The following is a 24,007-nucleotide window of genomic DNA, read 5'->3' as shown; positions in this document are numbered from 1 at the left end:
TCTGGTCATGCTCTGCTCGGCCGGGGCCGTCAGCGCCCCATGGCGTCGCGGATGGCTCCGCCGGCCTCGCGGCGCAGGCGCTTGCCGATCGGCTCTCGCTTGGGCTTCTGCTGGACCTCGAGGTCTTCGGCCTTCTGCGCGACCCGCTCCGCGCGACGCTGCTCTGCCTTGAACTCGCGCTCGCGACGGGCGGCCTGGACGTCCACGTCGACGGGACGCACCGGGGCCTCCTCGACGGCCGCGGCGGTGGCCGCCTCGGCCGGCTGCTCGTGGGCCGGCCGCGCGTCCTGCGACGGCTGGGTCGCGGGCTCGGCGGCCGCGTCCTCGGCGGGGCCTGCCTCGGCCTCCCTGCGGGCTGCGGTCATCGCGGTCGCAGGTTCGGCAGCATCAGCACCGGTGCTCGCCTCCTCGCCGGTCGCTGCCGGGCTGCCGGGCTGCTTCCCGTCCGGGGTGCCCGCCCTCTCGGACTGGGCCTCGGCCTCCTGGCGCTTGCGGGCCTTGGCCCGCTTTCGCTCGGCCTTGCCCCCGGCCTTGGGGCTGCGGCTGCCAGTGCTGCGATCCTGATCAGCGGCACGGACAGCGCCGCTGTGATCGGCCGCCCCTGCCTCCGCACCTGCGGAGTCGGGGGCCGACCCGCCGATGGCCGTGACCGCCGGAGTCTGGTCGGTGACCTCGACCCCCAGGTCGGAGCTGATCTGTCGGCGGACGTCGCGGCGGCGCTCGGCAGCGGCTCGATCGGCCGCGGCGTCGGCGTCCATGGCCACGGTCCGCTCCGGCTCGGGCGACACCGGGGCCTGCGGCTCGGCCTCGACCTGCTCGGGCTTCTGGGACCGGGCCCAGCGGAACAGCCCGCGACGGCGCTTGCCGGGCTTGTCGGCCTTCTTCCCGGGCTTCTCCGCTGCGGCCCCACGCTGGATCTCGTCAGCGGCGGCCATGGTCTCCGCGCCCAGCGGCTTGCGCCACGGACCCAGGATCGTGCGCTGCACATCGGCGAGCTCGCGCACCACGGTGGGGACCTCGGGGTCGGCGGCATCGCCGCCGTCGAGGCGCTGGACACCGCGCTTCTGCAGCTCGACCGCACCAGTGAGCAGCAGGGCATCGTCGATGCCCATCTCTCGTGCGGTGCGGGTGAAGCCGACCCGGTAGAGCATGGCCTGCCCGACCGTGTGCACGAACCAGAGGTAGCCCAGGGCGGCGGGCTCCTCGCCCTCGCGCTCCTGGGTGGCCACGAGCAGCAGGGAGTCCTGGCCGAGCTCGCGCAGCAGCCGGCCGATCTGCTCCGTCCGCAGCCCGGCCGCCCGCAGGTCCCCGGAGCCGGTCGTGATCTCGCGGACCGCGACGTCCGAGACCCTCAGCCCGGAGCGGCACCGGTCGAGTGTGGACTCGGACAGCCGCGAGGACAGATCGGACTCGCTGCGGCCCAGGTTCACCCGCAGGCGTCGGGGGCCGTCGTCGGCCTCGGGGGTCTCGCCGGTGCGCTGCCAGCCGTGCTCGCGCAGTTCTGCCACCAGCTCGGGGCTGCCGGGGGCGTCGAGCTCGACGCTGAACAGAGCGGCGTCCCACTGCTCGGCGGCGTGCTCGGCCAGCGCATCCAGCAGGACGGGGATGGTGCTGGCCCGGTTGGAGTGCACGTTGAGGCACTCGGCCACCAGCAGCGCCTTGCCGTCGCGGCCCACGTTCTCGCGGCGGATCTGCAGCTGCCCGTAGCCGACCATCCGATCGGTCTCATCGCGGACCACCACCCGATCCAGCTTCAGACCGGGCTCCGCCGCGGCCTGGGACTCGCCGATCCCCCACAGCTGCAGGGGATGGCCTCCGGTCACGCGGACGGTGGCGTCCCAGGTCTTCTGGTTCTGGGAGGAGGTGACGGACAGAGCCACGATGGGGGGACTCCTTAGCGGCGTGGGCGATGGGCGTGCCCTCAGGGCGCTGCAGCGCCGCTGCTGGTGGGCGGTGCCTGAAGCGCTCGTGTGACACGGCACGCCAGGGGCTGAGATCGAGCACATTCTAAGGCCACGGGGCCCGGACCCAGCGGTCCGGGCCCCGTGGTGTCGAGCCTCACGAGGCCTCGAGCGGAAGGTCTCAGCGGGAGTACTTGGACCACTTCTCGGCCACGTGCTCGGCCTCGACCACGCGGACCGTGCCGGAGCGCGAGCGCATGACGATGGACTGGGTGGAGATGCGGTCGCCGCGGTAGCGCACACCGCGCAGCAGGTCGCCGTCGGTGATGCCGGTGGCCGCGAAGAAGCAGTTGTCCGTGGTCACCAGGTCATCGGTGGTCAGGACGCGGTCCAGGTCGTGGCCGGCGTCGATCGCGCGCTGGCGCTCGTCGTCGTCGATGGGGGCCAGGCGGCCCTGGATGACGCCGCCGGTGGCCTTGATCGCGCAGGCGGTCACGATGCCCTCCGGGGTCCCGCCGGTGCCCATCATGACGTCCACGCCGGTGCCGGCGCGGCAGGCGGCGATCGCGCCTGCGACGTCGCCGTCGAGGATCATGCGCGTGCGGGCGCCGGTGGCCCGGATCTCATCGACCAGGCCCTCGTGGCGCGGGCGATCCAGGACGCAGACGGTCAGCTGATTGACGGGCACGCCCTTGGCGCGGGCGACCAGGTGGAGGTTCTGCTTGACCGGCAGGCGCAGATCCACGAAGTCGGCGGCCTCCGGGCCCACCACGAGCTTCTCCATGTAGAACACCGCGGAGGGGTCGAACATGGCGCCGCCGTCGGCGACGGCGATCACGGACAGGGCGTTGTTCATGCCCAGGGCGGTCAGGCGGGTGCCGTCGATCGGGTCCACGGCGATGTCGCTGGCGGGGCCGGTGCCCTCGCCGACCTGCTCGCCGTTGAAGAGCATGGGGGCCTCGTCCTTCTCCCCCTCGCCGATCACGACGGTGCCGTTGAAGTCGACGGTGGACAGGAACGAGCGCATGGCATCGACAGCCGCGCCGTCCGCGCTGTTCTTGTCACCGGCGCCGACCCAGTGGCCTGCGGCGATCGCCGCCGCCTCGGTCACGCGGACCAGCTCGAGCGCCAGGTTGCGGTCGGGGGCGGACTGGGTGGTGGTCTGATCTGCCACTGGGGTTCCTCACCGTCGAGTACTCGTAGGACGTCGTCGTCATCGATATACGTCTCCCAGAGTAGCCGCGAAACGGGCTGGAAGGAGGGTGGGCACGTCTTCGGTGCAGGCCCGCGACCGTCCGCGCCCCTGATGCTCACCTGCGGCGGCCCGGGCGAGGAAGGGCCGTGCCGTCGCAGGCCGCCCTGACATATTCGCGGTGCCTGCAGCCCGACGGGCAGATCAGCGTGCCGTCCGAGGGCGGCGCTGCGCGCGGGCCTCGCGGCAGGATCCGATCGCTGTGGACCACCGGACCAGGAGCACCGTGTCGACTCCCACGCTGCACGAGATCCTCGAGGTCTCCGAGGACGCCGAGAGCTGGGGCGACCCCCGGGGACGACGGCTGGGGAGCTGTCTCGGGCGATGAGGACGACGCGCCCCAGGACCTGTTCCAGGAGACCCCGGACCAGGGCGAGACCGAGCCCCCGCCAGGCGACGAGGCGGACGCGACCGGTGGTGATGCCGAACCTGGCATGCCCGGGTGGGGCGCCCCCGTCGAGGACGCGCCTCATGACGCACCGCCGACTGCTCCCCCTGCGCCGGACACCGCCGTCAAGGGCGTTGGGGCCGGGGAGCCTGCACCGGATCGCTCGCAGCACGACCCGCGCAGTCAGGCCGGGCTGGATGCCTGGGCGCAGATCAGCGGAGGCCGCCGGGGGCTGAGCTGGTGGGGCCAGGCCGAGGACCTGCGCCGACGGCTGCCCGAGGAGCCACGTCCCGGACGGCAGCAGGTCCGGCAACGGCGAGCCCATGCTGCGCTGGGAGAGGAGAAGCAGGGCGAGCTCTGGTTCCTGACGCTCTTCGTCCGTCTGGCCGCGCTGGTCGCCATGAATGCCATGGTCATGGGCGAGATCGGCACAGTAATCCTCACGGGCCTCGGAGTCGGGCAGGAGCTCGAGGTCCAGCCGCGCGGCACCTTCAAGCCCAGCGGAGGATGGGTCAAGGCGGGCTCCGTGAAGCGCCGAGCCCGCAGGCCCGCCACCGCGCGCGTGGGAGACGTGGCCGTCGACTCGACGTCGCCGTCGGCCGGGAGCTCCACGAATGCCGCGGGGACGAGCACGGCGACGAAGTCCGCGGACGAGGACTCGGCCGAGGTTGCGACCCTGGCCAGGAGGGCGGCCGACCGGCAGGCGCACCTGCCCGCCCCCGTCCGCGCCTCCGTGCTGCGGCGGGCGAAGCGGCCCGATCACCACTACGGCAGCGCCTGGCGCACCGGCGGTCGCGAGCCGGTTGGCGCGCTGATCACGCCGGGGCGGGCGAACCGGCCCCGGCGCCCGGGGCGGTTCGCCCGGCGCCGCGCGGGCGGGGCACAATGGGGGCGTGACGGAGATCGACGACAGCAGCAGGACCGGCTCGAGCGCAGCCCCCGCCCCCACCGACCCCGCGCCCCGACGGACCCCCGAGGGGCGGCCCGTGCAGACAGCAGGCCCGGAGCCCGAGGCGCAGGAGGCTCAGCCGCAGCAGGCCGGCCAGGACCGCAGCAGCGGCGCCGACCAGGAGCCGCCGGTCGTCCCCCAGCTGACGCAGAAGCAGGCCAAGCGCGTCAATGCCCCGGCACGGGCCATGGTGCTGTCCATGGTGGTGCTCATCGCGATCGTGCTGGTCTTCTTCTTCCTGCAGCCGCGCCCCGATGCCCAGACCTACCGCCCGGACGTCGACGTGCAGCGCGAGGCCGGCTACGCGGCCGACGTCGCGGACTTCGATCCCCTCGTCCCCGACCTCGGCGAGGGCTGGAGCCCCAACTACGCCCGCTGGGAGGGCCAGCAGTCCGACGGCGTGGACTCCTGGGACGCCGGCTGGGTGACCCCGCGCGGCGGCTTCATCGGGCTGATCCAGACCGATCAGGCCAACCCCACCTGGACCCTCGAGCAGATCGACTCGCTGCCGCAGGCGGACACCGTTGAGGCCGGAGGCATCGAGTGGGAGGTGCACTTCGGCGAGGACGATGACGACGAGCAGCGCACCGCCTGGATCGGCGAGGTCGAGGGCACCACGGTGATCCTGCAGGGCACCGCCCCCGACTCCGAGTTCGACCACGCCGCCCAGGCCGTCGCGGACGCCGCCGACGACAGCGCCTGAGCCGCGCCCTTTCCCTTACACCCGCCTATTTCCATCCAACCCAGGAGGATCCCATGACCGCCGCAACGCCCACGGACGCGCAGACCGCCCCCGAGCAGCCGACGGCGACCGCGCCTACTGCCGCCGCAGCGCAGCTGACCCCTCGCCAGGCCTTGGAGAAGCTGCAGGCCGGCAACCTCCGGTTCGTGGAGGGCACCTCGGAGCACCCGAACCAGAACGCCTCTCGACGCGAGTCCCTGACGCAGTCGCAGAACCCGTTCGCCACGATCTTCGGCTGCTCGGACTCTCGCGTAGCCGCAGAGATCATCTTCGACCTGGGCCTGGGCGACACCTTCGTGGTCCGCACCGCCGGGCAGGTCATCGACGACGCCGTGATCGGAACTCTCGAGTACTCGGTCGAGGTGCTCAACGTCCCGCTGATCGTGATCCTCGGCCATGACAGCTGCGGAGCCGTCACGGCCACGCGCGAGTCGGTGCGCAGCGGCGAGATGCCGCGCGGCTTCCAGCGCTCGCTCGTCGAGCGCATCACGCCGGCCGTCCTCGACAGCCAGCGCGCGGGCCGGGACTCGGTCGACGAGATCGTGGAGGCCAATGTCGAGATGGTGGCCCACCGCATCCTCGATCAGTCCCGCTCGATCGCCTCCGCCGTGTCCACGGGACGGGTCGCGATCGTGGGCATGTGCTACAGCCTGCAGCACGGCCGCGCCAAGCTCACCTTCGGCCACGGCTCGTGGCTGGACGTCCCCGAGCACGGCGGCGTCGAGCACCAGGGCTGATCTGCGGCCGGGCCGCTCCGCCCAGCGAGCGGCCCGGCGGGACTCTAGACTGGCCCCATGACTGAGAACACGTCCGAATACCGCATCGAGCACGACACCATGGGCGAGGTCCGCGTACCCGCGGACGCCCTCTACAGCGCTCAGACCCAGCGCGCCGTCCAGAACTTCCCGATCTCGGGCAAGACCCTGGAGCGCCAGCACATCCGGGCGCTGGCCCAGGTCAAGAAGGCCGCCGCCAAGGCCAACCAGGAGCTCGGCGTCCTGGACGCCCAGCGCGCCGAGGCGATCCGCAGCGCCGCGGATCGCGTGGCCGCCGGCGAGTTCGACGACCAGTTCCCGATCGACGTCTTCCAGACCGGCTCCGGCACCTCGTCCAACATGAACACCAACGAGGTCCTCTCCAAGCTGGCTTCGGACGAGCTGGCCTCCGCGGACGTCACCGTGCACCCGAACGACCACGTCAACGCCTCGCAGTCCTCGAACGACGTCTTCCCCACCTCCGTGCACGTGGCCGTGACCTCCGCGCTGAGCAACGAGCTGATCCCGGCCATGGAGACGCTGGCCGCGTCGCTGGAGAAGAAGGCCGAGGAGTTCTCGGGCATCGTGAAGTCCGGACGCACCCACCTCATGGACGCCACCCCGGTGACCCTGGGCCAGGAGTTCGGCGGCTACGCTGCGCAGGTGCGCTTCGGCATCGAGCGCGTCCAGTCCTCGCTGCCGCGTGTGGCCGAGGTCCCGCTCGGCGGCACCGCTGTGGGCACCGGCATCAACACCCCGGACGGCTTCTCGGCGCGCGTGATCGAGCTGCTCGGCGAGGAGACGGGCCTGCCGATCACCGAGGCGCGCAACCACTTCGAGGCGCAGGCCAACCGCGACGGCCTGGTCGAGGCCTCCGGGCAGCTGCGCAACATCGCGTACTCCTACATGAAGATCAACAACGACCTGCGCTGGATGGGCTCCGGTCCCAACACCGGTCTGGGCGAGATCGCCATCCCGGACCTGCAGCCGGGCTCGTCGATCATGCCGGGCAAGGTCAACCCCGTGATCTGCGAGGCCGCGATCCAGGTCAGTGCCCAGGTCATCGGCAACGACACCACCGTGTCGCTGTCCTCCACCAACGGCGCGTTCGAGCTCAACGTGGGCATCCCCGTGATGGCCGCCAACCTGCTCGAGTCGATCCGCCTGCTGGCCAACACCTCCACGGTCATGGCCGAGAAGATGATCGACGGCCTCACCGCCAACGAGGACCGCTGCCGCTTCCTGGCCGAGGCCTCCCCCTCGATCGTGACCCCGCTGAACAAGGCGATCGGCTACGAGTCCGCCGCCAAGATCGCCAAGTACGCGGTGGCCAACAAGGTCACGGTCCGCGAGGCGACCGTCGAGCTCGGCTACGTGGACGGCGAGAAGCTCACCGAGGACCAGCTCGATGCCGCCCTGGACGTCACCACCATGATCGGGCAGTACAAGTGATCATCCCGCTGAGCTGACCCGCGCAGCCCCACGGCCGCCCCTGCCGCGCTCACGCGAGGCAAGGGCGGCCGTCGTCGTCCGCTGACAGCGTGATGTCAGCCGCCTCACGATCGTCCCGTCGCCGATCGCTGCGTGCTTACGATGGTGTCATTCCAGACTCTGCGCGGGCCGCCCCCTGAAGCGACCGCGCCCGAAGGAGACGATATGAAGCTCGCAGACCAGATCGTGGCCCAGCTCCAGCAGGCCGGCGTCCGCCGGATCTACGGGATCGTGGGCGACAGCCTGAACCCCGTGGTCGATGCCGTGCGCCGCACCGGAGGTGCCGCCCACGGCGGGATCGACTGGATCCACGTCCGCCATGAGGAGGGCGCGGCCATGGCCGCGGCCGCCGACGCCCAGCTCACCGGTGAGCTGGCCGTGTGCGCCGGTTCCTGCGGCCCCGGCAACCTGCACCTGATCAATGGGCTGTACGACGCACAGCGCACCGGGGCGCCTGTGCTGGCCATCGCCTCGCACATCCCCTCGGCGCAGATCGGGCAGTCCTTCTTCCAGGAGACCCACCCGGACCGCCTGTTCAACGAGTGCTCCGTGTACTCGGAGATGATCTCCACGACCGACCAGTCCCCGCGCGTGGTGCGATCGGCGATCCAGAAGGCCACGACCCTGCACGGCGTGTCCGTCGTGACCCTGCCCGGCGATGTCGCCGATCTCGAGGCGACCGCCGAGACCCCGCAGTGGAAGCCGGTCATGGGCGCCAGCGTGGTCCCGGACACCGACTGCCTGGTCGAGCTGGCCGGGGTCCTGAACAAGGCCGACAACGTCGCCCTGTTCGTCGGCGACGGCGTCCGCGACGCCCACGACGCCGTGATCGAGCTCGCCGATGTGCTGGGCGCTCCGATCGGGCACTCGCTGCGCGGCAAGGACGCGATCCAGTTCGACAACCCGTTCGACGTCGGCATGACCGGCCTGCTCGGCTACGGCGCGGCCGCGGAGGGCATGGAGGATGCCGATGTCATGGTCATGCTCGGCACCGACTTCCCCTACGACCAGTTCCTGCCGGACACCCTGACCATCCAGGTCGACCGCGACGCCTCCGTGCTGGGGCGCCGCACCCAGGTCGACTACCCCGTCCACGGCGACACCCTGGCCACCGTGCAGGGGCTGCTTCCGCTGCTCAAGCGCAAGCGCAGCCGGTCCTTCCTCAAGAAGACCCTCAAGCGCCACGACCGGATCATGAACCATGCCGTGGGCGCCTACACCCGCAACGTCAAGAGGCTCTCCCCGATCCATCCGGAGTACGTGGCCAGCGTGCTGGACGAGGTCGCCGCGCAGGATGCGGTGTTCACCGCCGACACCGGCATGACCAATGTGTGGCAGGCCCGTTACATCCGCCCGCTGGGAACCCGCCGGATCATCGGCTCCTTCAAGCACGGCACCATGGCCAACGCCCTGCCGCATGCGATCGGCGCGCAGTTCGCCTACCCGGACCGGCAGGTCATCTCCATGTCCGGCGACGGCGGCCTGTCCATGCTGCTGGGCGAGCTCGTCACGGCGGCCACCTACCGGCTGCCGCTGACGGTCGTGCTCTTCAACAACTCGACGCTCGGCATGGTCAAGCTCGAGCAGCTCGTGGACGGGCTGCCCGACTTCGGCGTGGACGTCCCGGACACGGACTACTCCCAGGTCGCAGCCGCCATGGGCTTCCAGTCCCGGCGCGTGGTCAAGGCCAAGGAGGTCGAGCCCGCCCTGCGCGAGGCGCTGGCGCACCAGGGTCCCTCGCTCGTGGAGGTCATCACCGACCCGAATGCCCTGTCCATGCCGCCGCAGATCTCCTCGGACCAGGTCTTCGGCTTCGCGACCGCGATCAGCAAGGTCGTGATGAACGGCGGAGCCGGCGAGGCCGTCTCGATGGCGCGCTCCAACCTGCGCAACATCAACGCGCTGCGCTGATCCGACCGGCAGACCGCGAGCCGTCCCCGTCCTCTTCGGAGGCGGGGGCGGCTCTTCTGCTCTCAGCTCCGAGGCGGCTCGTGGGCGCCCGTGGGGTCCTGGGAGGGACCGGGCTCCGTGGAGAACCGCGTGGTGCCGTCGAAGTCCATGGCGCAGCGGATGCGTCGCAGCAGGTCCTCGCGCATGGGCGGCAGGTCGTCCAGGTCGAACCAGTCGATCTCCGTGGACTCGTCGTCGTTCACGCGCGCGGTGCCGCTGACGTAGCGGCAGCGGAAGGTGTGGTCCAGGAACCGGCATCGGTCGCCGTTCGGGAAGACGACCTCTCCCCCGGCCTTCACACCGGCCAGGCCCTCGACTTCGCAGACCACGCCGGCTTCCTCGAGGCACTCGCGCACGGCAGCGGCCGCGGGCTCCTCGCCAGGATCCACGATGCCGGTGATCGGCGCCCAGTTCCCGTTGTCCGCACGCCGCCCCAGCAGGATCCGACCCTCGTGCAGGACCACGGCGGTCGCTCCGGGAAGCCAGAGCAGATCATGACCGATCTTCTCGCGCAGGGACAGGATGTACTCGGGAGTGGGCACGGACTCCTCCTTCGATCAGTGGCGGGCCGCCCGACGACGGCCCGCGCAGCGGCAGCACCTCAGCGTCCCACAGCAGCCCGGGCGCCGACCGAGAGGCAGCGCCTCGTCCGCGATGTACGCTCGGGCCGCGCTTTCAGACCACGACGAGCGCGGCGGAAGCACCCGCGATCATGGCCGGTCCGAACGGTATGCGCGTCTGCAGGTCGCCGCGATCGCGCACCACGACCACCAGAGCGGCCAGCCCCCCGAGCACGAAGGCAGCCGCGGTGGCCCACAGCAGCAGCCATAGCGAGTCGAAGCCCAGCACGGTGCCGAGCAGCCCGGCCAGACGGACGTCGCCGGCGCCCAGAGCCCCGCTCGAGCCGCGGCGCAGCAGCCAGTACAGCCCCCACAGCGCAGCCGCCCCGATCACCATGGCGAGGATCCGCGCGGGCTGCCCGGCCAGCAGCCCGGCTCCTGCCAGCCCCGCCGCGGCGGCGATCCACGCCGGGCGCACGATGTCCCCGGGCAGACGGTGCTCGCGCAGGTCCACCACCACGAGCCAGGTGCCCACCACGGCGAGTCCGGTGAGCACGAGCAGCAGCAGAGCCGCAGCAGCCCACTGCGCGGCCCCGCCGTCCAGAACTCCACCCAGGATCGCCCCCATGGACTCGAAGCTAGCCGAGGCGGCAGCTGCGAGGGAGGCCGTGCGAGCAGCTGTGGACAGCAGTGACCACGCTGCGAAGACCTAGGATGGTTGCATGACCCCGTCTGCGAGCGGTCGTCCCTGCGCCGCCCCCGCCACCGATCCGGCCGAGTTCGCCGCCCTGTGCCGGTCCTCCCCCTGGCGCTGGGGCACGGTGCGCTTCACCCTGAGCTGGCTGGGCCCCGAGACCGCCCCCGTGCGCTGCTGGATCCGCCGCCCGGAGGATCTGCGCGTGGAGGCACTGGACGGCACCGCGCTGTACACCTCCACGGATCTCGTGGGCTCGCGCGACGACTTCTACGTCTCCGCTCGCCCCGAGTCCTGGCTCGTGCCTCCTGGACTGCTCAGCCCCATCTACACCCGCTCGGGGCTCGTCGAGCGCCGTCCGGAGGCGGCCTACGGGGACCCGGTCTTCGGCGGCGGCCGGTGGCAGGCCGTCCTCGATCCGGTCGAGCTGGCAGGGCCCGCCCCGCAGCCGCTCTACCTCGCGGAGCGGGCCCCAGCGGCCCTCACCGAGATCCGCAGCGCCGTCGATGACGACGGCCGCCCCGTGCGCCGGGCCGTCGTCCGCCCGCTCGTGGGCTATCGTCCTGTGGAGCCCGGGCATCCGCTGGCTCCCGCACCCACCGCCGTGAGCATCGACGAGCAGACCGGGATCTGCACCGCGTCGGAGGTGCTCGAGGGCCCCGAGGCCGGCTCCGGTCACCGGCTGCGGATCGAGGCGGTCGACGACTACCTCAACGACGACCTGTTCACCCCCGTGTCCTTCCGGCTCACCGACGTCTCCCAGCACCTGCCGTGGAGGCTGCGGGGCTGAACAACTTCCGAGTCGCCCGCACGCCTGCCCGAGACCAGAGCTGCCGGCCCGGAAGCTCCACCGAACGATCCGCTCCCCACCGAAGGCGCCGCGCCCATGCCCCCTGCCGTCCTCGCCGACGAGTCCTCCCCGTCGGCCCCGTCCGTGCTCCAGCGCCTGCTGATGTGGGCGGGGCTGCTGATCTTCACCGCCGTGTTCATCCTGGTGGTCCACAGCCAGCGTGAGGCCCCCGGGCTGGACATGCAGGTCTACTGGCGCGCGGCCCAGATCCTGCACGGCCAGAACCCGACGACTGACTACCTCTATGCCCCGAGCCTCGTGGAGGCCGGGAAGATCGAGCTGCCGTTCACCTACCCGCCCGCGGCCGCGATCCTCTTCCATCCGCTGGGGGCCATGTCTCTGGAATCGGCGTGGTCCGTGCTCAAGGCGGTCAATGCGGGGCTGATCGGGGTGTTCGTCGGAGTCGTGCTGCGCCTGGCCCCGATCTCGCGCGGCTGGTTCCTGCTGCGCCCGGTCCCCACGCTGCTGGCCTATGCGACGGCGCTGGGTCTGGCCTGGCACCTCTACCCCGTCTGGTTCACGTTCATCTTCGGGCAGATCAATGTCCTCCTGGCCGTGCTGATCCTCGCGGATCTCGGCCGTCGACGCAGCGGGGGCGCCGGCTCGGGCGTGCTCACCGGTCTGGCCGCCGGCCTGAAGATCACCCCGGCGGCCATGGGCCTGGTCCCGCTCGTGCTGGGCCGGTGGCAAACGATCATCGGCATGGTCCTCGGCGTGCTGATCACGGTCCTGGGCGCGGCCGTGGTCCTGCCCCGCGAGGTGCTCGACTACTTCACGCACCAGCTGTTCTCGACAGATCGTGTGGGCGACGCCGGACGGATCTCCAATCAGTCGCTCAACGGCATGCTGCATCTGTGGGGTCTGCCGGATGCCCTGGTCACCCCCCTGTGGCTGCTGCTCTCGGTCGCCGTGATCATGCTCGGAGGGCTCGGCATCCGCCGCGCGGCGCGAGCCGGCGACCCGTTCTCCGCCGTCGTGCTGGGCGCGCTCGTGATGCTGCTGATCTCCCCGATCTCCTGGGAGCACCACTGGGTGTGGGTGCTGCCGCTGCTGTTCGCCCTGGTCCCGGACCGCCCGCGCAGCGCACCGCCTGCCGAATGGGCAGCGGCCGCGGTGCTGGCGCTGATGATCCTGGTGGCCTTCAGCGACAATCCGTCGGTCATGGCCGCCGAGTACCTGGGCGACCGCGGGGCCGACGTGGTCTTCAACGGTCCCCCTGCGCTCGAGCGGCTCGGAACCGTCCCCCTGCTCGTCTCCATGGCCGCTGGAGCCTGGGTCGCGCTGCGGCCCCGGCGGGCATCGGCCGAGGACGCCTGAGCCCCGGCACGAGCTCCGGCCGGGGCTGAGGCGGTCGGCTCAGACCTCGGTGCGCTCGAGCACCTCGGTGACCAGCGCCGCGATCGGCGAGCGCTCGGAGCGGGTCAGGGTCACGTGCCCGAACAGCGAGTGGCCCTTCAGCGCCTCCACGACCGCCGCGATCCCGTCGTGACGGCCCACGCGCAGGTTGTCGCGCTGGGCCACGTCGTGGGTGAGCACGACCTTCGAGTTCTGCCCGATGCGAGACAGCACCGTCAGCAGCACGTTCTTCTCCAGGGACTGCGCCTCGTCCACGATGACCCAGGCGTCATGCAGGGAGCGGCCGCGGATATGGGTCAGGGGGAGCACCTCGAGCAGCCCGCGCGCGCTGATCTCGGCCATCGCGTTCTCGGAGACCACCGCGCCCAGGGTGTCGTAGACCGCCTGGCCCCACGGGCTCATCTTCTCCTCCTCCGAACCGGGCAGATAGCCCAGCTCCTGGCCGCCCACCGCGTGCAGCGGGCGGAACACGATGATCCGGCGGTGCTCCTGTCGCTCCAGGACCGCCTCGAGCCCGGCGCACAGCGCGAGCGCCGACTTGCCCGTGCCGGCGCGCCCGCCGAGGGAGACGATGCCGACCTGCGGATCCACCAGCAGGTCGATCGCCATGCGCTGCTCGGCGGAGCGGCCGCTGAGCCCGAAGACCTCGCGGTCCCCGCGCACCACGCGGGTGCCGCCGTCGGGGCGCAGCCGGGCCAGAGCGCTGCCGCGGTGCGAGTGCAGGATCAGTCCGGCGCCCGAGGGCAGCCCTTCCGAGCCGGGGACGCGGACGTCCTCGTCGGCGTAGAGGCGGCTCACGAGCTCGTCGTCGACGTCGAGCTCGACCATGCCCGACCACTCGTGCTCGTCGTCGCCGATCCACTCGGCGCGGTACTCCTCGGCGTCCAGGCCCAGCGCAGAGGCCTTCACGCGCATGGGCAGGTCCTTGGAGATCACGCAGACATCGTGGCCCTCATCGGCCAGGTTCCGGGCCACGGCCAGGATGCGCGAGTCGTTGTCGCGCAGCCGGAAGCTCAGCGGCAGCACGGTCTCGCTGATGTGGTTCAGCTCGATGCGCAGCCGACCGCCGTGATCGCCGAGCGGGATCGGGCGATCCAGCCCACCATGATCCACGCGCAGCCGGTCCAGCAGCCGCAGGGCCTTGCGCGCGAAGTACCCGAGCTCAGGGTCGTGGCGCTTGGCCTCCAGCTCCATGACCACGACGACCGGCAGCACCACGTCGTGCTCCGCGAAGCGCAGCACGGCCCGGGGATCCGAGAGCAGGACCGAGGTGTCCACCACGTAGCAGCGCACTCCCGCGCGCGGGGTCTCAGCGCTCGGCTCAGGCCGCGGCGGCGCCTGCTCCGACGCTTGCACGGGGCCCTGCTGACCAGTGGGGTGGGTGGTGGTGCTCGTCATCGCCGCATCCTCCTGCCGTCGGGGCGCCCGGATGGCTCATCCTCCGGTCCGCCTGGCTCCAACGTGGCACAGCGGCGCAGTGCCCGGACTCCGCTGGCATGAACGCAGCATGAATTGCACGTGTGTGATTCACCGGAGCGGGACAGGGTGCTCCCGCGATCGTCGGGCGCGGACCGGCCGCGTCAGCCGCGCTGATCAGCCGCCGAAGCGGCGATGGCGGTTCGCGTAGTCGCGCAGCGCGCGCAGGAAGTCCACGTAGCGGAAGTCCGGCCACAGGGCCTCGCAGAAGTGGTACTCCGAGTAGGCGGACTGCCACATCAGGAAGCCGGAGAGCCTCTGCTCCCCCGAGGTGCGGATCAACAGGTCCGGATCCGGCTGCCCGCGCGTGTAGAGGTGCTCGGAGATGTCATCGACGCTCAGCCGCTGGACGAGCTCGGCCACGTCCTCGCCGCGCTCGAGCGCCCCCGCGAAGATCTCCCGCACGGCGTCGACGATCTCCTGGCGCCCGCCGTAGCCCACCGCGATGTTCAGGTGAGGGCCTTCGTTCCCCACGGTCGCGCGCTCCAGCTCGCGGATGGAGCCGCGGAGGTCGTCGGGGAGCATCTCGAGAGCGCCGACCGCCTGGACCTGGCACAGGCTGCGGGTCTGCAGCGAGCTCATCAGCTCAGCGATGATCTCCAACAGCGGTCCGAGCTCCTCGGCCGGGCGCTTGAGATTCTCGGTGGACAGGACGTACAGCGTGACGTGCGGGATCTCCAGATCCCGACACCAGCCCAGGAACTCGATGATCTTCTCGGCTCCGGCACGATGGCCGTCTGCGGTCGAGCCTCCGGACTGCTCCGCCCAGCGCCGATTGCCGTCCACGAGCACCCCCACGTGCCCGGGCAGCTGCTCGGGCGGCAACCCTGCCTCGAGCCGCTGCTCGTACAGGCGGTACAGCGGGCGGGTCTTGGACACGCAGTCCCTCCATCTGGCGGTTCGGCTGCGGGCCTTGCGGCCCGGCACCCCTGTCCGGCCCCGCACGGTCTCTCATGGACCGGTGACGCCGCTGCCCCAAAGATAGCGCGGGCGCTGCTGGAGCAGCGGCGCATCGACCGCGCCGCCCATCCCGTCCTCTCTCGGCTGACGATGCACCCAGCTCGATCGCAGGCCGTCGGCCTAGCATGGACAGGATCCGCATCGCACCGCTGCGCAGATCCTCAGTGACGTCCCCGGGAGGCTCCATGTCACCGCACACCGCCGAGGCGCCGCAGGGACGCCGTGTGCAGAATCACCGCGACGAGAGCCGGGCCTCGGGCGGGCGCAGGCGCCGTCGGCTCGAGCTGCCCACCGTGACCCGCTCCGTGGCCGCGTCCCGTCTGCTCTCGCGGCTGGGCTTCTCGGAGCGGCATCCCCCGGTCGAGCGCAAACCGCTGATGCGCGGCTGGATCCATGCGGCGTTCACCCCTGTCGTGTTCGTGCTGGGCCTGATCGCGGTGCTGCTGGCGCCGAGCCTGGAGCTGCGGTTCGCCTGCGCGATCTTCGGCGTGACCGGGCTGCTGCTGTTCGGGGTCTCCGGCATCTACCACCGCAGCTACTGGTCCCCCCGGGTCACGGGCTTCCTGCGCCGGTTCGATCACTGCAACATCGCCCTGCTGATCGCGGGGACCTACACGCCGCTGGCGATCGCCCTGCTCGAGGATCCGCGGGCGCTGCTGATCATCATCTGGTCCTGCGCCGCGGGCCTGATCGCCTTCCGCCTGCTGTGGATGGGCGCCCCGCGCTGGCTCTACACGCCGCTGTACATCGTCATGGGCTGCATCGCGGTGGCCTACCTCCCGGTGTTCTGGCCCGTGAGCTCAGCGGCCACCGTGGCGCTGTCCGTGGGTGGGATCGCCTACATCGCCGGCGCGGTGGTCTACGCGCTGAAGCGCCCGGCGATCGCGCCGCTGCACTTCGGCTTCCACGAGGTCTTCCACTCGTGCACCGTGATCGGATTCGTGTGCCACTGGAGCGCGATCGTCGTCGCGATGTCCGCCTGAGCGGCACTGGCACGACTGCTCCGCGGGCGGCTTCAGGGCCGCTCGCCCGGAGCGTCCCTCTCGGCGCGCGCATCGTCCTGCTCGCGGGCACCCGGAGGTCCGCCGCGGGAGGTGCCCGTGGACGCGGCTGATCCGGCGGGCTCGTCCTCCTGCGCCGCCTCCGGGGACTGGAGCGCAGCCCCCGACTCGGCCTCCTCGCGGGCGCGCGCGTAATCGGCGCGGTAGCGGAGGCGGCGCTGGCGGCGCACCATGTCGACGATCAGCAGCACGACGACGGCGACCATCACGAAGGTGATCAGGAAGCCGAGCAGCCCGGGGCTGACCTGCTCGGCCTCCAGGCCGGGGCGCAGCTCACCCGGGTCGGTGGCATCGTTGTAGTTCTGCAGCGGCAGGCTGAGCATGGAAGCGGTGATCTCGTCTCTTCGAAGGTTCTGGGGCTCCGCGGGTGCGGGCCCCTCAGATCTGCCAGGAGGGGGCGTCCTCGGGGTCCGGGTGGACCTCGTCCACGATCCCGGTGAACACGCAGGTCTCCGGCAGCTCGGCGTCCACGCGGGTGTCGGCGAGCACGTAGTCCTCCCACGGCCAGGCCGCGGCCTGGTCCTGTGGGGACATGGCGAAGAACCACGACTCCGGGGCCACCTGGGTCGCATGCGCCCGCAGGGCCTCGTCGCGCACCGGGAAGCAGTCGGCGCAGTGGATCTTGGTCGTGGTGACGTGCTTGTTCGGCGCGGAGTCGTTGCCCTCCGTGTCCCGGGCCTCGAGCCGACGCGCGATGCGCTCGGCGAACGGGGACTCCAGGCCCTTGGCGGTCAGGGCCTCGTGCAGCGCCTGGAGGCGATCCAGGTCGAAGGCGCGGTCGTAGTAGAACTTCAGCGGCTGCCAGGCCTCGCCCAGCTCCGGCAGGTGCTCGGGATCCCCTGCCTTCTCCCACGCGCGCATGGCGACGTTGTGGGTCTGGATGTGATCCGGGTGCGGATAGCCGCCGTTCTCGTCGTAGGTGAGGATCACGTGCGGGCGGAACTCGCGGACCAGCTGGATCAGCGGGGCGGCGGCTCGGTCCACCGGCTGCAGCGCGAAGCATGCCGGCGGCAGCGGCGGCAGCGGATCGCCCTCGGGCAGCCCGGAGTCCGTGTAGCCGAGCCAGCGGTGGCAGATGTCCAGCGCCTTGGCCGCCCGGTCCATCTCCTGGCGGCGGTAGCCCGCCAGGTCGCGCCGGGCGTGGGGCACGGACTCCATGGCGGAGTTGAGGATCGAGCCGGAATCGCCGCCGGTGCAGGTCACGACCATCACGTCGACGCCCAGACGGCGGTAGTGCGCCATCGTGGCGGCGCCCTTCGACGCTTCGTCGTCGGGATGGGCGTGGACGGCCAGCAGACGCATGTCGGAGTACGAGGGCAAGGTCCTGAGATCCTTTCCGGTGAGGGGCGCTGAGCACGAAGCATTCGTGATCAGCGGGCGACGCGCTTCCGGCTCCGGCCGACAGCACGCACACCCTGCGATCCTACGCGCCTCGGCCGGGCCTTCCCTCGGTGCCCGGACCGACCGGGACGTCCGAGGCCGGCACTAGACTGGAAGGCATGCCGCACACGAGACAGCCCGCAGCCGCGAGCGAGACGTCGGTGCTGCAGCAGCGCTATGGCCTCCGTCCCCGCCGCCGGCTGAGCCCTCGTGCTCGCTGGGGTCTGATCGGGGCCGCGCTGCTGGTGGCCACCCTGTTCGTCGTGTGGATCGTGCAGGCCCGGTCCGCAGCGCCGAGCTCCAAGGACGTGGGCTTCGACCTCATCTCCTCGGCCCAGGTCACCGCCGACTTCGAGGTCACCCGCGATCCCGATCAGGCGGTGCGCTGCGGCGTCGAGGCGCTGAACGAGGACTGGGCCGTCGTCGGCTACGAGGAGATCTCGCTGCCCGCGAACTCCCAGGCCGAGCGCACGACCGCCCACCGCCTGGCCATCCGCACCACCAATCCGGCCAACACCGCCCGGGTCGACAGCTGCTGGAACCTGGGCTGAGCCCCGGACGCGAGCACTCGGCCTGACACGTGCGCCGTGGATCGGTGTGCCGAAGATCGCACCCCTTTCCGATAAGATGAGCCTCCTGCCTGTTCCGCCGCGCCCGCATCCCAGCGATGCGCAGCGCAGCCCCCTCAGGCAGCGGCACCGCCCGAGCAGACCGCAGAGGCCCCGCGCCCCGGCGTCGGGTGCCGTGCCGGCAAGACCACCGCAGACAGAGAGAAGAGCACCGTGTCCGAGACCCCCGAGACCGAGGGCGCCTGGCTCACCCAGGAGGCCTACGACCGCCTCAAGAAGGAGCTCGACCACATCTCCGGGCCGTACCGTCAGGAGATCGTCGACCGCATCGAGGCGGCTCGCGATGAGGGCGACCTCAAGGAGAACGGCGGCTACCACGCCGCCCGCGAGGAGCAGTCCAAGAACGAGGGCCGCATCCAGCAGCTGACCAATCTCCTGGAGAACGCGACGGTCGGCGAGTTCGCCGAGGACAACGGCGTCGTCGAAGCCGGCATGATCGTCACGGCGAAGATCGCCGGCAACGAGATGACCTTCCTGCTGGGCTCCCGCGAGGTCGCCGAGGACCTCGTCGGGGACTCCGACCTGGAGGTCTACTCCCTGCGCTCCCCGCTGGGCGCGGCCATCGCAGGCCACAAGGCCGGCGACAAGGTGAGCTACGAGGCCCCCAACGGCAAGTCCATCGAGGTCGAGATCCTCGAGGCCAAGCCCTTCCGCGGCTGAAGCCCCGCACACGGCGAAGGCGCCGTCTCCCGTTCGGGAGACGGCGCCTTCCTCATGCCGACCCGCAGCGGGTGCGGGCTGCGGGAGCGCTCAGCTCAGTGCACGACGACGGGCTCGTAGCCCTCGGCCTCCAGGGCGGCGATCACGGCGCGCGAATGCTCGTGGCCCTTGGTCTCCATGTCGATAGTGATGGAGACATCGCCCATGGACAGCGAGCCGCCGATGCGGGTGTGGTCCACGCCGGTCACATTGGCGTCCAGGCCCGAGATGATCCCGGAGATGCGGGTCAGCTCGCCGGGGCGGTCCACGAGCATCATCTTCAGGGTCTGATAGCGCCCAGCCGCCGCCAGACCGCGCTGGATCACCTTGAGCATGAGCATGGGATCGATGTTGCCGCCGGAAAGCACCACAGCCGTGGTGCCGAGGTCTCCGTGGACCTCCTGGAGGCGTCCGTCGAGCAGCGCGGCCACGCCGACCACACCGGCCGGCTCGACCACGAGCTTGTTGCGCTCGAGCAGGAAGATCAGCGCCTCGGCCAGGCGGTCCTCCGAGACCGTCACGACGTCGTCGACGAGGTCGCGGATGATCTCGAAGGGCAGCTCTCCGGGCTTGCCCACGGCGATGCCGTCGGCGATGGTCGAGACCCTGTCCAGGGAGACGATGGCGTCCCCGGCCAGCGAGGGCGGGTAGGCGGCGGCGTTCTCGGCCTGCACGCCGATCAGCCGCACCGGGCGTCCGCCGTTGGCGGCTCTGGCCTTCAGGGCGACAGCCAGACCCGCAAGGAGCCCACCTCCGCCCACACCCGTGAGCACGGTGTCCACTTCCGGGACCTGCTCGAGGATCTCGAGGCCCAGCGTTCCCTGACCGGCCACGATCTCCGCGTTGTCGAAGGGGTGGATGAAGACCATGCCGGACTCCTCGGCCACCCGCTTGGCCTCGCTCAGCGCCTCGTCCACGGTCGAGCCGAAGAGCACGACCTCAGCGCCGTGATCCTGGGTCGCGGCGATCTTGGGAAGGGCCGCCACCCGAGGCATGTAGATCCTGGCCCGGATCCCGAGCTGGCTGGCCGCCAGCGCCACCCCCTGGGCGTGATTGCCTGCCGAGGCCGCGATGACCCCGCGGGCCTTCTCCTGATCGGACAGCCCGGCCATCCGCACGTAGGCCCCACGGGCCTTGAAGGAGCCGGCGCGCTGCAGGTTCTCGGCCTTGAGCCAGACCTCGGAGCCCAGCTCCCGCGAAAGCGCCCGGGAATGCGCCACAGGAGTCCGCTCGATGACGCCGTCGAGCAGCCGCGCGGCGCGCTCGATGTCCTCGAGCTGGACGGGTAGCTCGGACAGCGACATGGGGTCCTCCTGAACCTGGGTGCTGCGGCACCCGATGGACGTGCTCGACCCCGGTGCGGGCCGCCATCCATCCTAGGACGCGACGATGGGCCGCCCCGACACCGTCTGCGGTGCCGCTGCGACCCATCGACGAGCTCCCGACGAGGCGCGTCGTCCTCAGCGGAGGCGACTGCGCTGCGGCGGCCCCGGCCGATCAGACCCGGTGGGAGCCTCCGCGGCCGTCCGCCTCGGAATCGAGACCATCCTCGGAGCCGCCCTGCTCGGGCGGAGTCGGATCGGCGTCGTCGACGCCCGCGACCACCCGGTCGCCGGGAGTGGGCTGGCCGACGTCGTCTCCCAGGCCCTGCGGCATGCGCGCCACCTGCGCCTCCTCGAGCTCGCCCGCCTCCTGCGTGGGTCGGGGCTGCGAGACGTCGGTCTCCTTGGCGGCGCCGTGGTGCTCCTTCTGCCGGGCGTGACGACGGCGCTCGGCCTCGGACACCCGGTCGGCGGCCTCGAGGGCGCGATCGCGCTCGCGCTGCGTGACGTCCTTCTCGGCCTCCTTGTTGCGGGACTTGGCCTCCTCATTGCGGCGGGTGCGGCTGAAGCGGCGGAACTGCTGGAGCACCTCCTCGCGGGTGAGCTCCTTGGCCTTGGCCTTTCGGCGTATCTCCCACGGATACAGATAGGGCTGCCAGGCGATGTCCGGGTCGTGCTCCCATCCCCTGCTGGAGAGATAGCGGATCACGGAGTTGACCATGGCCAGCAGCGGCACCGCGAACAGCGCGCCCAGGATGCCCGCGACCACGGATCCCGAGGCCACGGCCAGGAAGACCGCCAGCGGGTGCAGGGAGACCGCCTGGCCCATGATCAGCGGCTGCAGGACGTTGCCCTCGAGCTGCTGCACGATGATGACGACGGCCAGCATGCCCAGGGCTGCCATCGGCCCGTTGGCCACGAGCGCCACGAGCACGCCGATCGCACCGGTGACCACAGCGCCCACGAGCGGGATCCACGAGCCGATGAACACCAGGATCGCCAGCGGCACCGCCAGCGGAACGCCCAGGATGAACGCTCCCAGGCCGATGCCCACGGCGTCGATGAACGCCACGAAGCCCTGCACCCGCACGTACTGCCCCAGCGAGATCCAGGCCTTGCGGCCCGAGCCGTTCACCGCGGCCTGAGCCGGCTTGGGGAACAGCTTCACGATGAACAGCCAGATCCGCTCTCCATCGGAGAGGAAGAAGATCAGGGTGAAGATCATGATGAAGAAGCCGGTCACGAAGTTGCCGGCCGTCGAGCCGAACGACACGGCCCCGGAGAGGATCGACCCGGAGTTGTCCTGCAGCCAGCCCATGCCCTGCTCCACCAGGTCGTTGAGCCGGTCCGTGGACACATCGATCGGGAGGTCCTCGATCAGCCCGATCAGGGCGTTCACACCGGCCATGGCCGAGTCGCTGAGCTTGCTGAAGCCGGAGATGATCTGCTGCCCCGCAAGGGCCAGCAGGCCGAAGACAACCAGGATCAGGATCACGATCGAGCTCAGAGAGGCCAGGATGCCCGGGAACCGCAGGCGGCGCAGCGCCTGGGACAGCGGGGCGATCAGACTCGCCACGAGGGCGGCCAGCAGCACCGGGATCAGCACGGTGGTCACCGCCCCGAGCAGGCGCCCCAGCACGTAGATTCCGGCGATGATGACGATGATGCGCCAGGACCAGGCTGCGGCCACCCGCACGCCTGCCGGAACGCTCTGGCCGTCGCTCACGCCCTTCCTGGGCATCTGGATATCTGGCTCGCGCTCATGATCGGGCGAGGATCCGGTGGTTGATGTCATGGGCTTCATCATGGCACCTCCGGGGGACAGCACAGGGGCAGGACAGGCAGTGGCCTTCACCTCGTCATCCCCGATTCTCCGACGCACAGGGGCGCAATGTCCCGAAGGTGGGATGATGGCTCCATGGTCGCCCCGTTCCTGAGAATCCTGTCCCAGCGTCGACGCGCCATCGCTCTGCTCCCAGAGGCCCCCACGCGCGCTGAGCTGGAGCAGATCGTCCGGGCGGCCGCGGGACGAGCGGCCTCCGAGGACACGAGCTCCTGGCGCCTGATCGCCACCACTCGCGCACAGGCCCCGCAGCTGGCCGCCGCGCTCTCCGGGCTGCGCTCCCTGCCGGACGTCGGCGATGGCAGCGCACCGCTGAAGGGCAAGCAGCTGCGCCGTCTGGCGGCCTTCCGCGGCTCGCTGGCCTTCGCCATGCGAGGCGGCATGGCGCTGGCCCTCGTCTTCCGTCCCGCCGAGGACGCTCAGCTGTCCCGCAAGCGCCAGCGCATGGAGGCACTGGCCGCGCACACCGTTCTGGAGGCTGCGCTGTGCGGCGTCGGCTGGGGCGTGCAGTGGGCACCGCGCGAGTCGCCCGACCAGGAGGTCCTGCACGACTTCTACGGCCTGCAGGAGCGCGAAGAGATCCTGGGGTGGCTGTTCATCGGCCGGGTCCCGGCCGCTGAGGCGCGGGAGGCCGCTGCGGGGCCCGAGCCGCAGACCCCGCTCGAATTCCTGGACTGACCCGAGCGACGAGAAGTGCCCGGCCCCCACCGGCGAAGGATCGCTTGGTGGGGGCCGGGCCCTGTGCTGCGCAGGATGTCTCCCGCGGCGCGAGCTGTCTCAGTCGTTGCTGTTGAACAGCGCCAGGATGCGCAGGATCTCGACGTAGAGCCAGATCAGCGTGACCGTCAGGCCGAAGGCCGCAGACCAGGCGTACTTTGCCGGCACACGGCCGATGCCGTTGCGGATGTTCTCGTAGTCGAGCACGAGCGAGTACGACGCCAGCAGGATGGCGATCGCACCGATGAGCAGGCCCAGCGGCAGGTCGGTGCCCGGGATGCTGACGTCCGAGCGCATGTTGAAGCCGGCGAAGACCGACAGGCCCAGGTTGACCAGGCCGAACACGAGGTAGCCGAGCATGGCGACCAGCACGATCTTGGTCAGCACGGGGCTGGAGCGCAGGATGCCCAGCTGGTTGAGCACCAGCACGACGGCGGCCACGCCCAGGGTGCCGATGACGGCCTGGAGCACGATGCCCTGGTAGGCGCTGGCCTCCATGATCATGGACAGCCCGCCCAGGAAGGCTCCCTGAGCCGCGGCGTAGGCCATGATCAGCACGGGCGAAGGCTCGCGCTTGAAGGCGTTCACCAGGCCGAGCACCAGGCCGATGATCGCGCCGGGGATCGCCAGGGCCGGCACGTACCAGCCCACGACCGCCATGACGATCACGGTGCCCAGGGTCATGGCGGTGCGCATGACGACGTCGGTCATAGTCATGCGGCCGGTCTGCGCAGGGCCTGCCGTGGGCTGGTCGTACATGCCCTGCAGCTTGTCCGCGCTGGCCGTCTGACCGGCCCCGCCAGCGTAGTCGTAGATCCGGCCGTTCTGCTCGTACTGACCCTGCTGGGGTCGGGCGCCCTTCTGAGCGCCGAAGTCGCGGAGCATGGGATTGCTCATGCAATCATCCTTTCCTGTGCCCGCATATGTCCTGTGGGGCAGTCGAGGGCGGTAGTGGGGGCTGTGTTCAGGCTAGCAGTTGCTCCCGGGGGCCGCTCGAGCGTCCCCCGAGGGCGAACGGCTCGTGGGAGCCTC

At 71.0% G+C, this 24,007-nt stretch carries 21 protein-coding genes; 10 read left to right on the top strand and 11 right to left on the bottom strand.

Annotated elements, in window-relative coordinates:
• Nucleotides 1–29 precede the first annotated feature (29 nt).
• Together RF645_RS08335 and glpX are read right to left on the bottom strand one after the other, a co-directional pair.
• On the bottom strand, nucleotides 30–1,880 hold the full coding sequence (locus tag RF645_RS08335; RefSeq protein ID WP_058871770.1) for a hypothetical protein: 1,851 nt from the start codon (nucleotides 1,878–1,880) through the stop codon (nucleotides 30–32).
• Nucleotides 1,881–2,082: 202 nt separating this feature from the next.
• Entirely contained in the window at nucleotides 2,083–3,075 is a 993-nt protein-coding gene (gene glpX, locus RF645_RS08330; protein WP_006213404.1) for a class II fructose-bisphosphatase, read from the bottom strand.
• A 1,359-nt stretch (nucleotides 3,076–4,434) separates the two neighbouring features.
• Here glpX and RF645_RS08325 point away from each other — a divergent pair.
• The 4 genes from RF645_RS08325 (at nucleotide 4,435) to RF645_RS08310 (ending at nucleotide 9,389) form a co-directional block, all read left to right on the top strand.
• A complete protein-coding gene (locus tag RF645_RS08325) occupies nucleotides 4,435–5,193 on the top strand; it encodes a DUF4245 domain-containing protein (protein WP_058871771.1) in 759 nt (252 codons plus the stop codon).
• A gap of 53 nt (nucleotides 5,194–5,246) precedes the next feature.
• On the top strand, nucleotides 5,247–5,969 hold the full coding sequence (locus RF645_RS08320; protein ID WP_235586797.1) for a carbonic anhydrase: 723 nt from the start codon (nucleotides 5,247–5,249) through the stop codon (nucleotides 5,967–5,969).
• 57 nt (nucleotides 5,970–6,026) lie between these two features.
• Complete coding sequence (locus tag RF645_RS08315) at nucleotides 6,027–7,439, top strand: class II fumarate hydratase (protein ID WP_006213409.1); 1,413 nt, start codon at nucleotides 6,027–6,029, stop codon at nucleotides 7,437–7,439.
• A gap of 204 nt (nucleotides 7,440–7,643) precedes the next feature.
• Entirely contained in the window at nucleotides 7,644–9,389 is a 1,746-nt protein-coding gene (locus tag RF645_RS08310) for a pyruvate dehydrogenase (protein WP_058871772.1), read from the top strand.
• Nucleotides 9,390–9,451: 62 nt separating this feature from the next.
• Here RF645_RS08310 and RF645_RS08305 read toward each other — a convergent pair whose 3' ends face one another.
• Nucleotides 9,452–9,970, bottom strand: coding sequence for an NUDIX domain-containing protein (locus RF645_RS08305; RefSeq protein ID WP_024289988.1), 519 nt, complete (start codon nucleotides 9,968–9,970; stop codon nucleotides 9,452–9,454).
• Between the two features lie 133 nt (nucleotides 9,971–10,103).
• Nucleotides 10,104–10,616: an A24 family peptidase gene (locus RF645_RS08300; protein WP_006213412.1), complete on the bottom strand. Its 513-nt coding sequence runs from the start codon at nucleotides 10,614–10,616 to the stop codon at nucleotides 10,104–10,106.
• A gap of 94 nt (nucleotides 10,617–10,710) precedes the next feature.
• Between RF645_RS08300 and RF645_RS08295 the strand changes: the two genes are divergently transcribed.
• Both RF645_RS08295 and RF645_RS08290 read left to right on the top strand, forming a co-directional pair.
• Complete coding sequence (locus RF645_RS08295; protein ID WP_006213413.1) at nucleotides 10,711–11,472, top strand: hypothetical protein; 762 nt, start codon at nucleotides 10,711–10,713, stop codon at nucleotides 11,470–11,472.
• A gap of 96 nt (nucleotides 11,473–11,568) precedes the next feature.
• A complete protein-coding gene (locus RF645_RS08290) occupies nucleotides 11,569–12,849 on the top strand; it encodes a glycosyltransferase 87 family protein (RefSeq protein WP_006213414.1) in 1,281 nt (426 codons plus the stop codon).
• Nucleotides 12,850–12,888: 39 nt separating this feature from the next.
• Here the strand turns inward: RF645_RS08290 and RF645_RS08285 are convergent, their stop codons facing one another.
• Entirely contained in the window at nucleotides 12,889–14,286 is a 1,398-nt protein-coding gene (locus tag RF645_RS08285; protein WP_006213415.1) for a PhoH family protein, read from the bottom strand.
• 195 nt (nucleotides 14,287–14,481) lie between these two features.
• Nucleotides 14,482–15,243 carry an isoprenyl transferase gene (locus RF645_RS08280; protein WP_006213416.1) on the bottom strand — a complete coding sequence of 254 codons (762 nt, stop codon included), beginning with the start codon at nucleotides 15,241–15,243 and terminating at the stop codon, nucleotides 14,482–14,484.
• A 266-nt stretch (nucleotides 15,244–15,509) separates the two neighbouring features.
• Here RF645_RS08280 and RF645_RS08275 point away from each other — a divergent pair, with 266 nt between their 5' ends.
• Nucleotides 15,510–16,307, top strand: coding sequence for a hemolysin III family protein (locus RF645_RS08275; protein ID WP_006213417.1), 798 nt, complete (start codon nucleotides 15,510–15,512; stop codon nucleotides 16,305–16,307).
• Between the two features lie 32 nt (nucleotides 16,308–16,339).
• Here the strand turns inward: RF645_RS08275 and RF645_RS08270 are convergent, their stop codons facing one another.
• Complete coding sequence (locus RF645_RS08270) at nucleotides 16,340–16,708, bottom strand: hypothetical protein (protein ID WP_006213418.1); 369 nt, start codon at nucleotides 16,706–16,708, stop codon at nucleotides 16,340–16,342.
• 55 nt (nucleotides 16,709–16,763) lie between these two features.
• Entirely contained in the window at nucleotides 16,764–17,687 is a 924-nt protein-coding gene (gene mca / locus RF645_RS08265) for a mycothiol conjugate amidase Mca (protein ID WP_051990387.1), read from the bottom strand.
• A 197-nt stretch (nucleotides 17,688–17,884) separates the two neighbouring features.
• Between mca and RF645_RS08260 the strand changes: the two genes are divergently transcribed.
• Complete coding sequence (locus RF645_RS08260) at nucleotides 17,885–18,316, top strand: DUF4307 domain-containing protein (RefSeq protein ID WP_058871773.1); 432 nt, start codon at nucleotides 17,885–17,887, stop codon at nucleotides 18,314–18,316.
• A 231-nt stretch (nucleotides 18,317–18,547) separates the two neighbouring features.
• Nucleotides 18,548–19,054: a transcription elongation factor GreA gene (greA, locus tag RF645_RS08255; RefSeq protein WP_006213422.1), complete on the top strand. Its 507-nt coding sequence runs from the start codon at nucleotides 18,548–18,550 to the stop codon at nucleotides 19,052–19,054.
• A 95-nt stretch (nucleotides 19,055–19,149) separates the two neighbouring features.
• Here the strand turns inward: greA and ilvA are convergent, their stop codons facing one another.
• Both ilvA and RF645_RS08245 read right to left on the bottom strand, forming a co-directional pair.
• The gene (gene ilvA / locus RF645_RS08250) at nucleotides 19,150–20,397 is read right to left on the bottom strand and encodes a threonine ammonia-lyase (protein WP_006213423.1); all 1,248 of its coding nucleotides are present in this window, start codon (nucleotides 20,395–20,397) and stop codon (nucleotides 19,150–19,152) included.
• A gap of 193 nt (nucleotides 20,398–20,590) precedes the next feature.
• Nucleotides 20,591–22,210: an AI-2E family transporter gene (locus RF645_RS08245; RefSeq protein WP_235044707.1), complete on the bottom strand. Its 1,620-nt coding sequence runs from the start codon at nucleotides 22,208–22,210 to the stop codon at nucleotides 20,591–20,593.
• A 123-nt stretch (nucleotides 22,211–22,333) separates the two neighbouring features.
• Between RF645_RS08245 and RF645_RS08240 the strand changes: the two genes are divergently transcribed.
• The gene (locus RF645_RS08240) at nucleotides 22,334–22,936 is read left to right on the top strand and encodes a hypothetical protein (RefSeq protein WP_006213425.1); all 603 of its coding nucleotides are present in this window, start codon (nucleotides 22,334–22,336) and stop codon (nucleotides 22,934–22,936) included.
• A gap of 99 nt (nucleotides 22,937–23,035) precedes the next feature.
• On the opposite strand, the gene RF645_RS08235 is transcribed toward RF645_RS08240, so the two are convergent.
• Nucleotides 23,036–23,872, bottom strand: coding sequence for a Bax inhibitor-1/YccA family protein (locus RF645_RS08235; protein WP_006213426.1), 837 nt, complete (start codon nucleotides 23,870–23,872; stop codon nucleotides 23,036–23,038).
• Nucleotides 23,873–24,007 lie beyond the last annotated feature (135 nt).

Origin of the sequence: Kocuria sp. CPCC 205260 (assembly GCF_040981045.1) — a bacterium.
Lineage (GTDB): Bacteria > Actinomycetota > Actinomycetes > Actinomycetales > Micrococcaceae > Kocuria > Kocuria palustris.
The sequence above is the reverse complement of the archived record's forward strand: the minus strand, read 5'-3'. Positions and strand labels throughout refer to the sequence as shown.

What these genes read in the sequence shown, in the direction of transcription:
- RF645_RS08320 (WP_235586797.1), top strand. Translation starts at nt 5,247, where the DNA reads ATGACCGCCGCAACGCCCACGGACGCGCAGACCGCCCCCGAGCAGCCG.
- RF645_RS08315 (WP_006213409.1), top strand. Translation starts at nt 6,027, where the DNA reads ATGACTGAGAACACGTCCGAATACCGCATCGAGCACGACACCATGGGC.
- RF645_RS08310 (WP_058871772.1), top strand. Translation starts at nt 7,644, where the DNA reads ATGAAGCTCGCAGACCAGATCGTGGCCCAGCTCCAGCAGGCCGGCGTC.
- RF645_RS08300 (WP_006213412.1), bottom strand. Translation starts at nt 10,616, where the DNA reads ATGGGGGCGATCCTGGGTGGAGTTCTGGACGGCGGGGCCGCGCAGTGG.
- RF645_RS08295 (WP_006213413.1), top strand. Translation starts at nt 10,711, where the DNA reads ATGACCCCGTCTGCGAGCGGTCGTCCCTGCGCCGCCCCCGCCACCGAT.
- RF645_RS08290 (WP_006213414.1), top strand. Translation starts at nt 11,569, where the DNA reads ATGCCCCCTGCCGTCCTCGCCGACGAGTCCTCCCCGTCGGCCCCGTCC.
- RF645_RS08285 (WP_006213415.1), bottom strand. Translation starts at nt 14,286, where the DNA reads ATGACGAGCACCACCACCCACCCCACTGGTCAGCAGGGCCCCGTGCAA.
- RF645_RS08275 (WP_006213417.1), top strand. Translation starts at nt 15,510, where the DNA reads ATGTCACCGCACACCGCCGAGGCGCCGCAGGGACGCCGTGTGCAGAAT.
- RF645_RS08270 (WP_006213418.1), bottom strand. Translation starts at nt 16,708, where the DNA reads ATGCTCAGCCTGCCGCTGCAGAACTACAACGATGCCACCGACCCGGGT.
- mca (WP_051990387.1), bottom strand. Translation starts at nt 17,687, where the DNA reads ATGCGTCTGCTGGCCGTCCACGCCCATCCCGACGACGAAGCGTCGAAG.
- RF645_RS08260 (WP_058871773.1), top strand. Translation starts at nt 17,885, where the DNA reads ATGCCGCACACGAGACAGCCCGCAGCCGCGAGCGAGACGTCGGTGCTG.
- ilvA (WP_006213423.1), bottom strand. Translation starts at nt 20,397, where the DNA reads ATGTCGCTGTCCGAGCTACCCGTCCAGCTCGAGGACATCGAGCGCGCC.
- RF645_RS08245 (WP_235044707.1), bottom strand. Translation starts at nt 22,210, where the DNA reads ATGACATCAACCACCGGATCCTCGCCCGATCATGAGCGCGAGCCAGAT.
- RF645_RS08240 (WP_006213425.1), top strand. Translation starts at nt 22,334, where the DNA reads ATGGTCGCCCCGTTCCTGAGAATCCTGTCCCAGCGTCGACGCGCCATC.
- RF645_RS08235 (WP_006213426.1), bottom strand. Translation starts at nt 23,872, where the DNA reads ATGAGCAATCCCATGCTCCGCGACTTCGGCGCTCAGAAGGGCGCCCGA.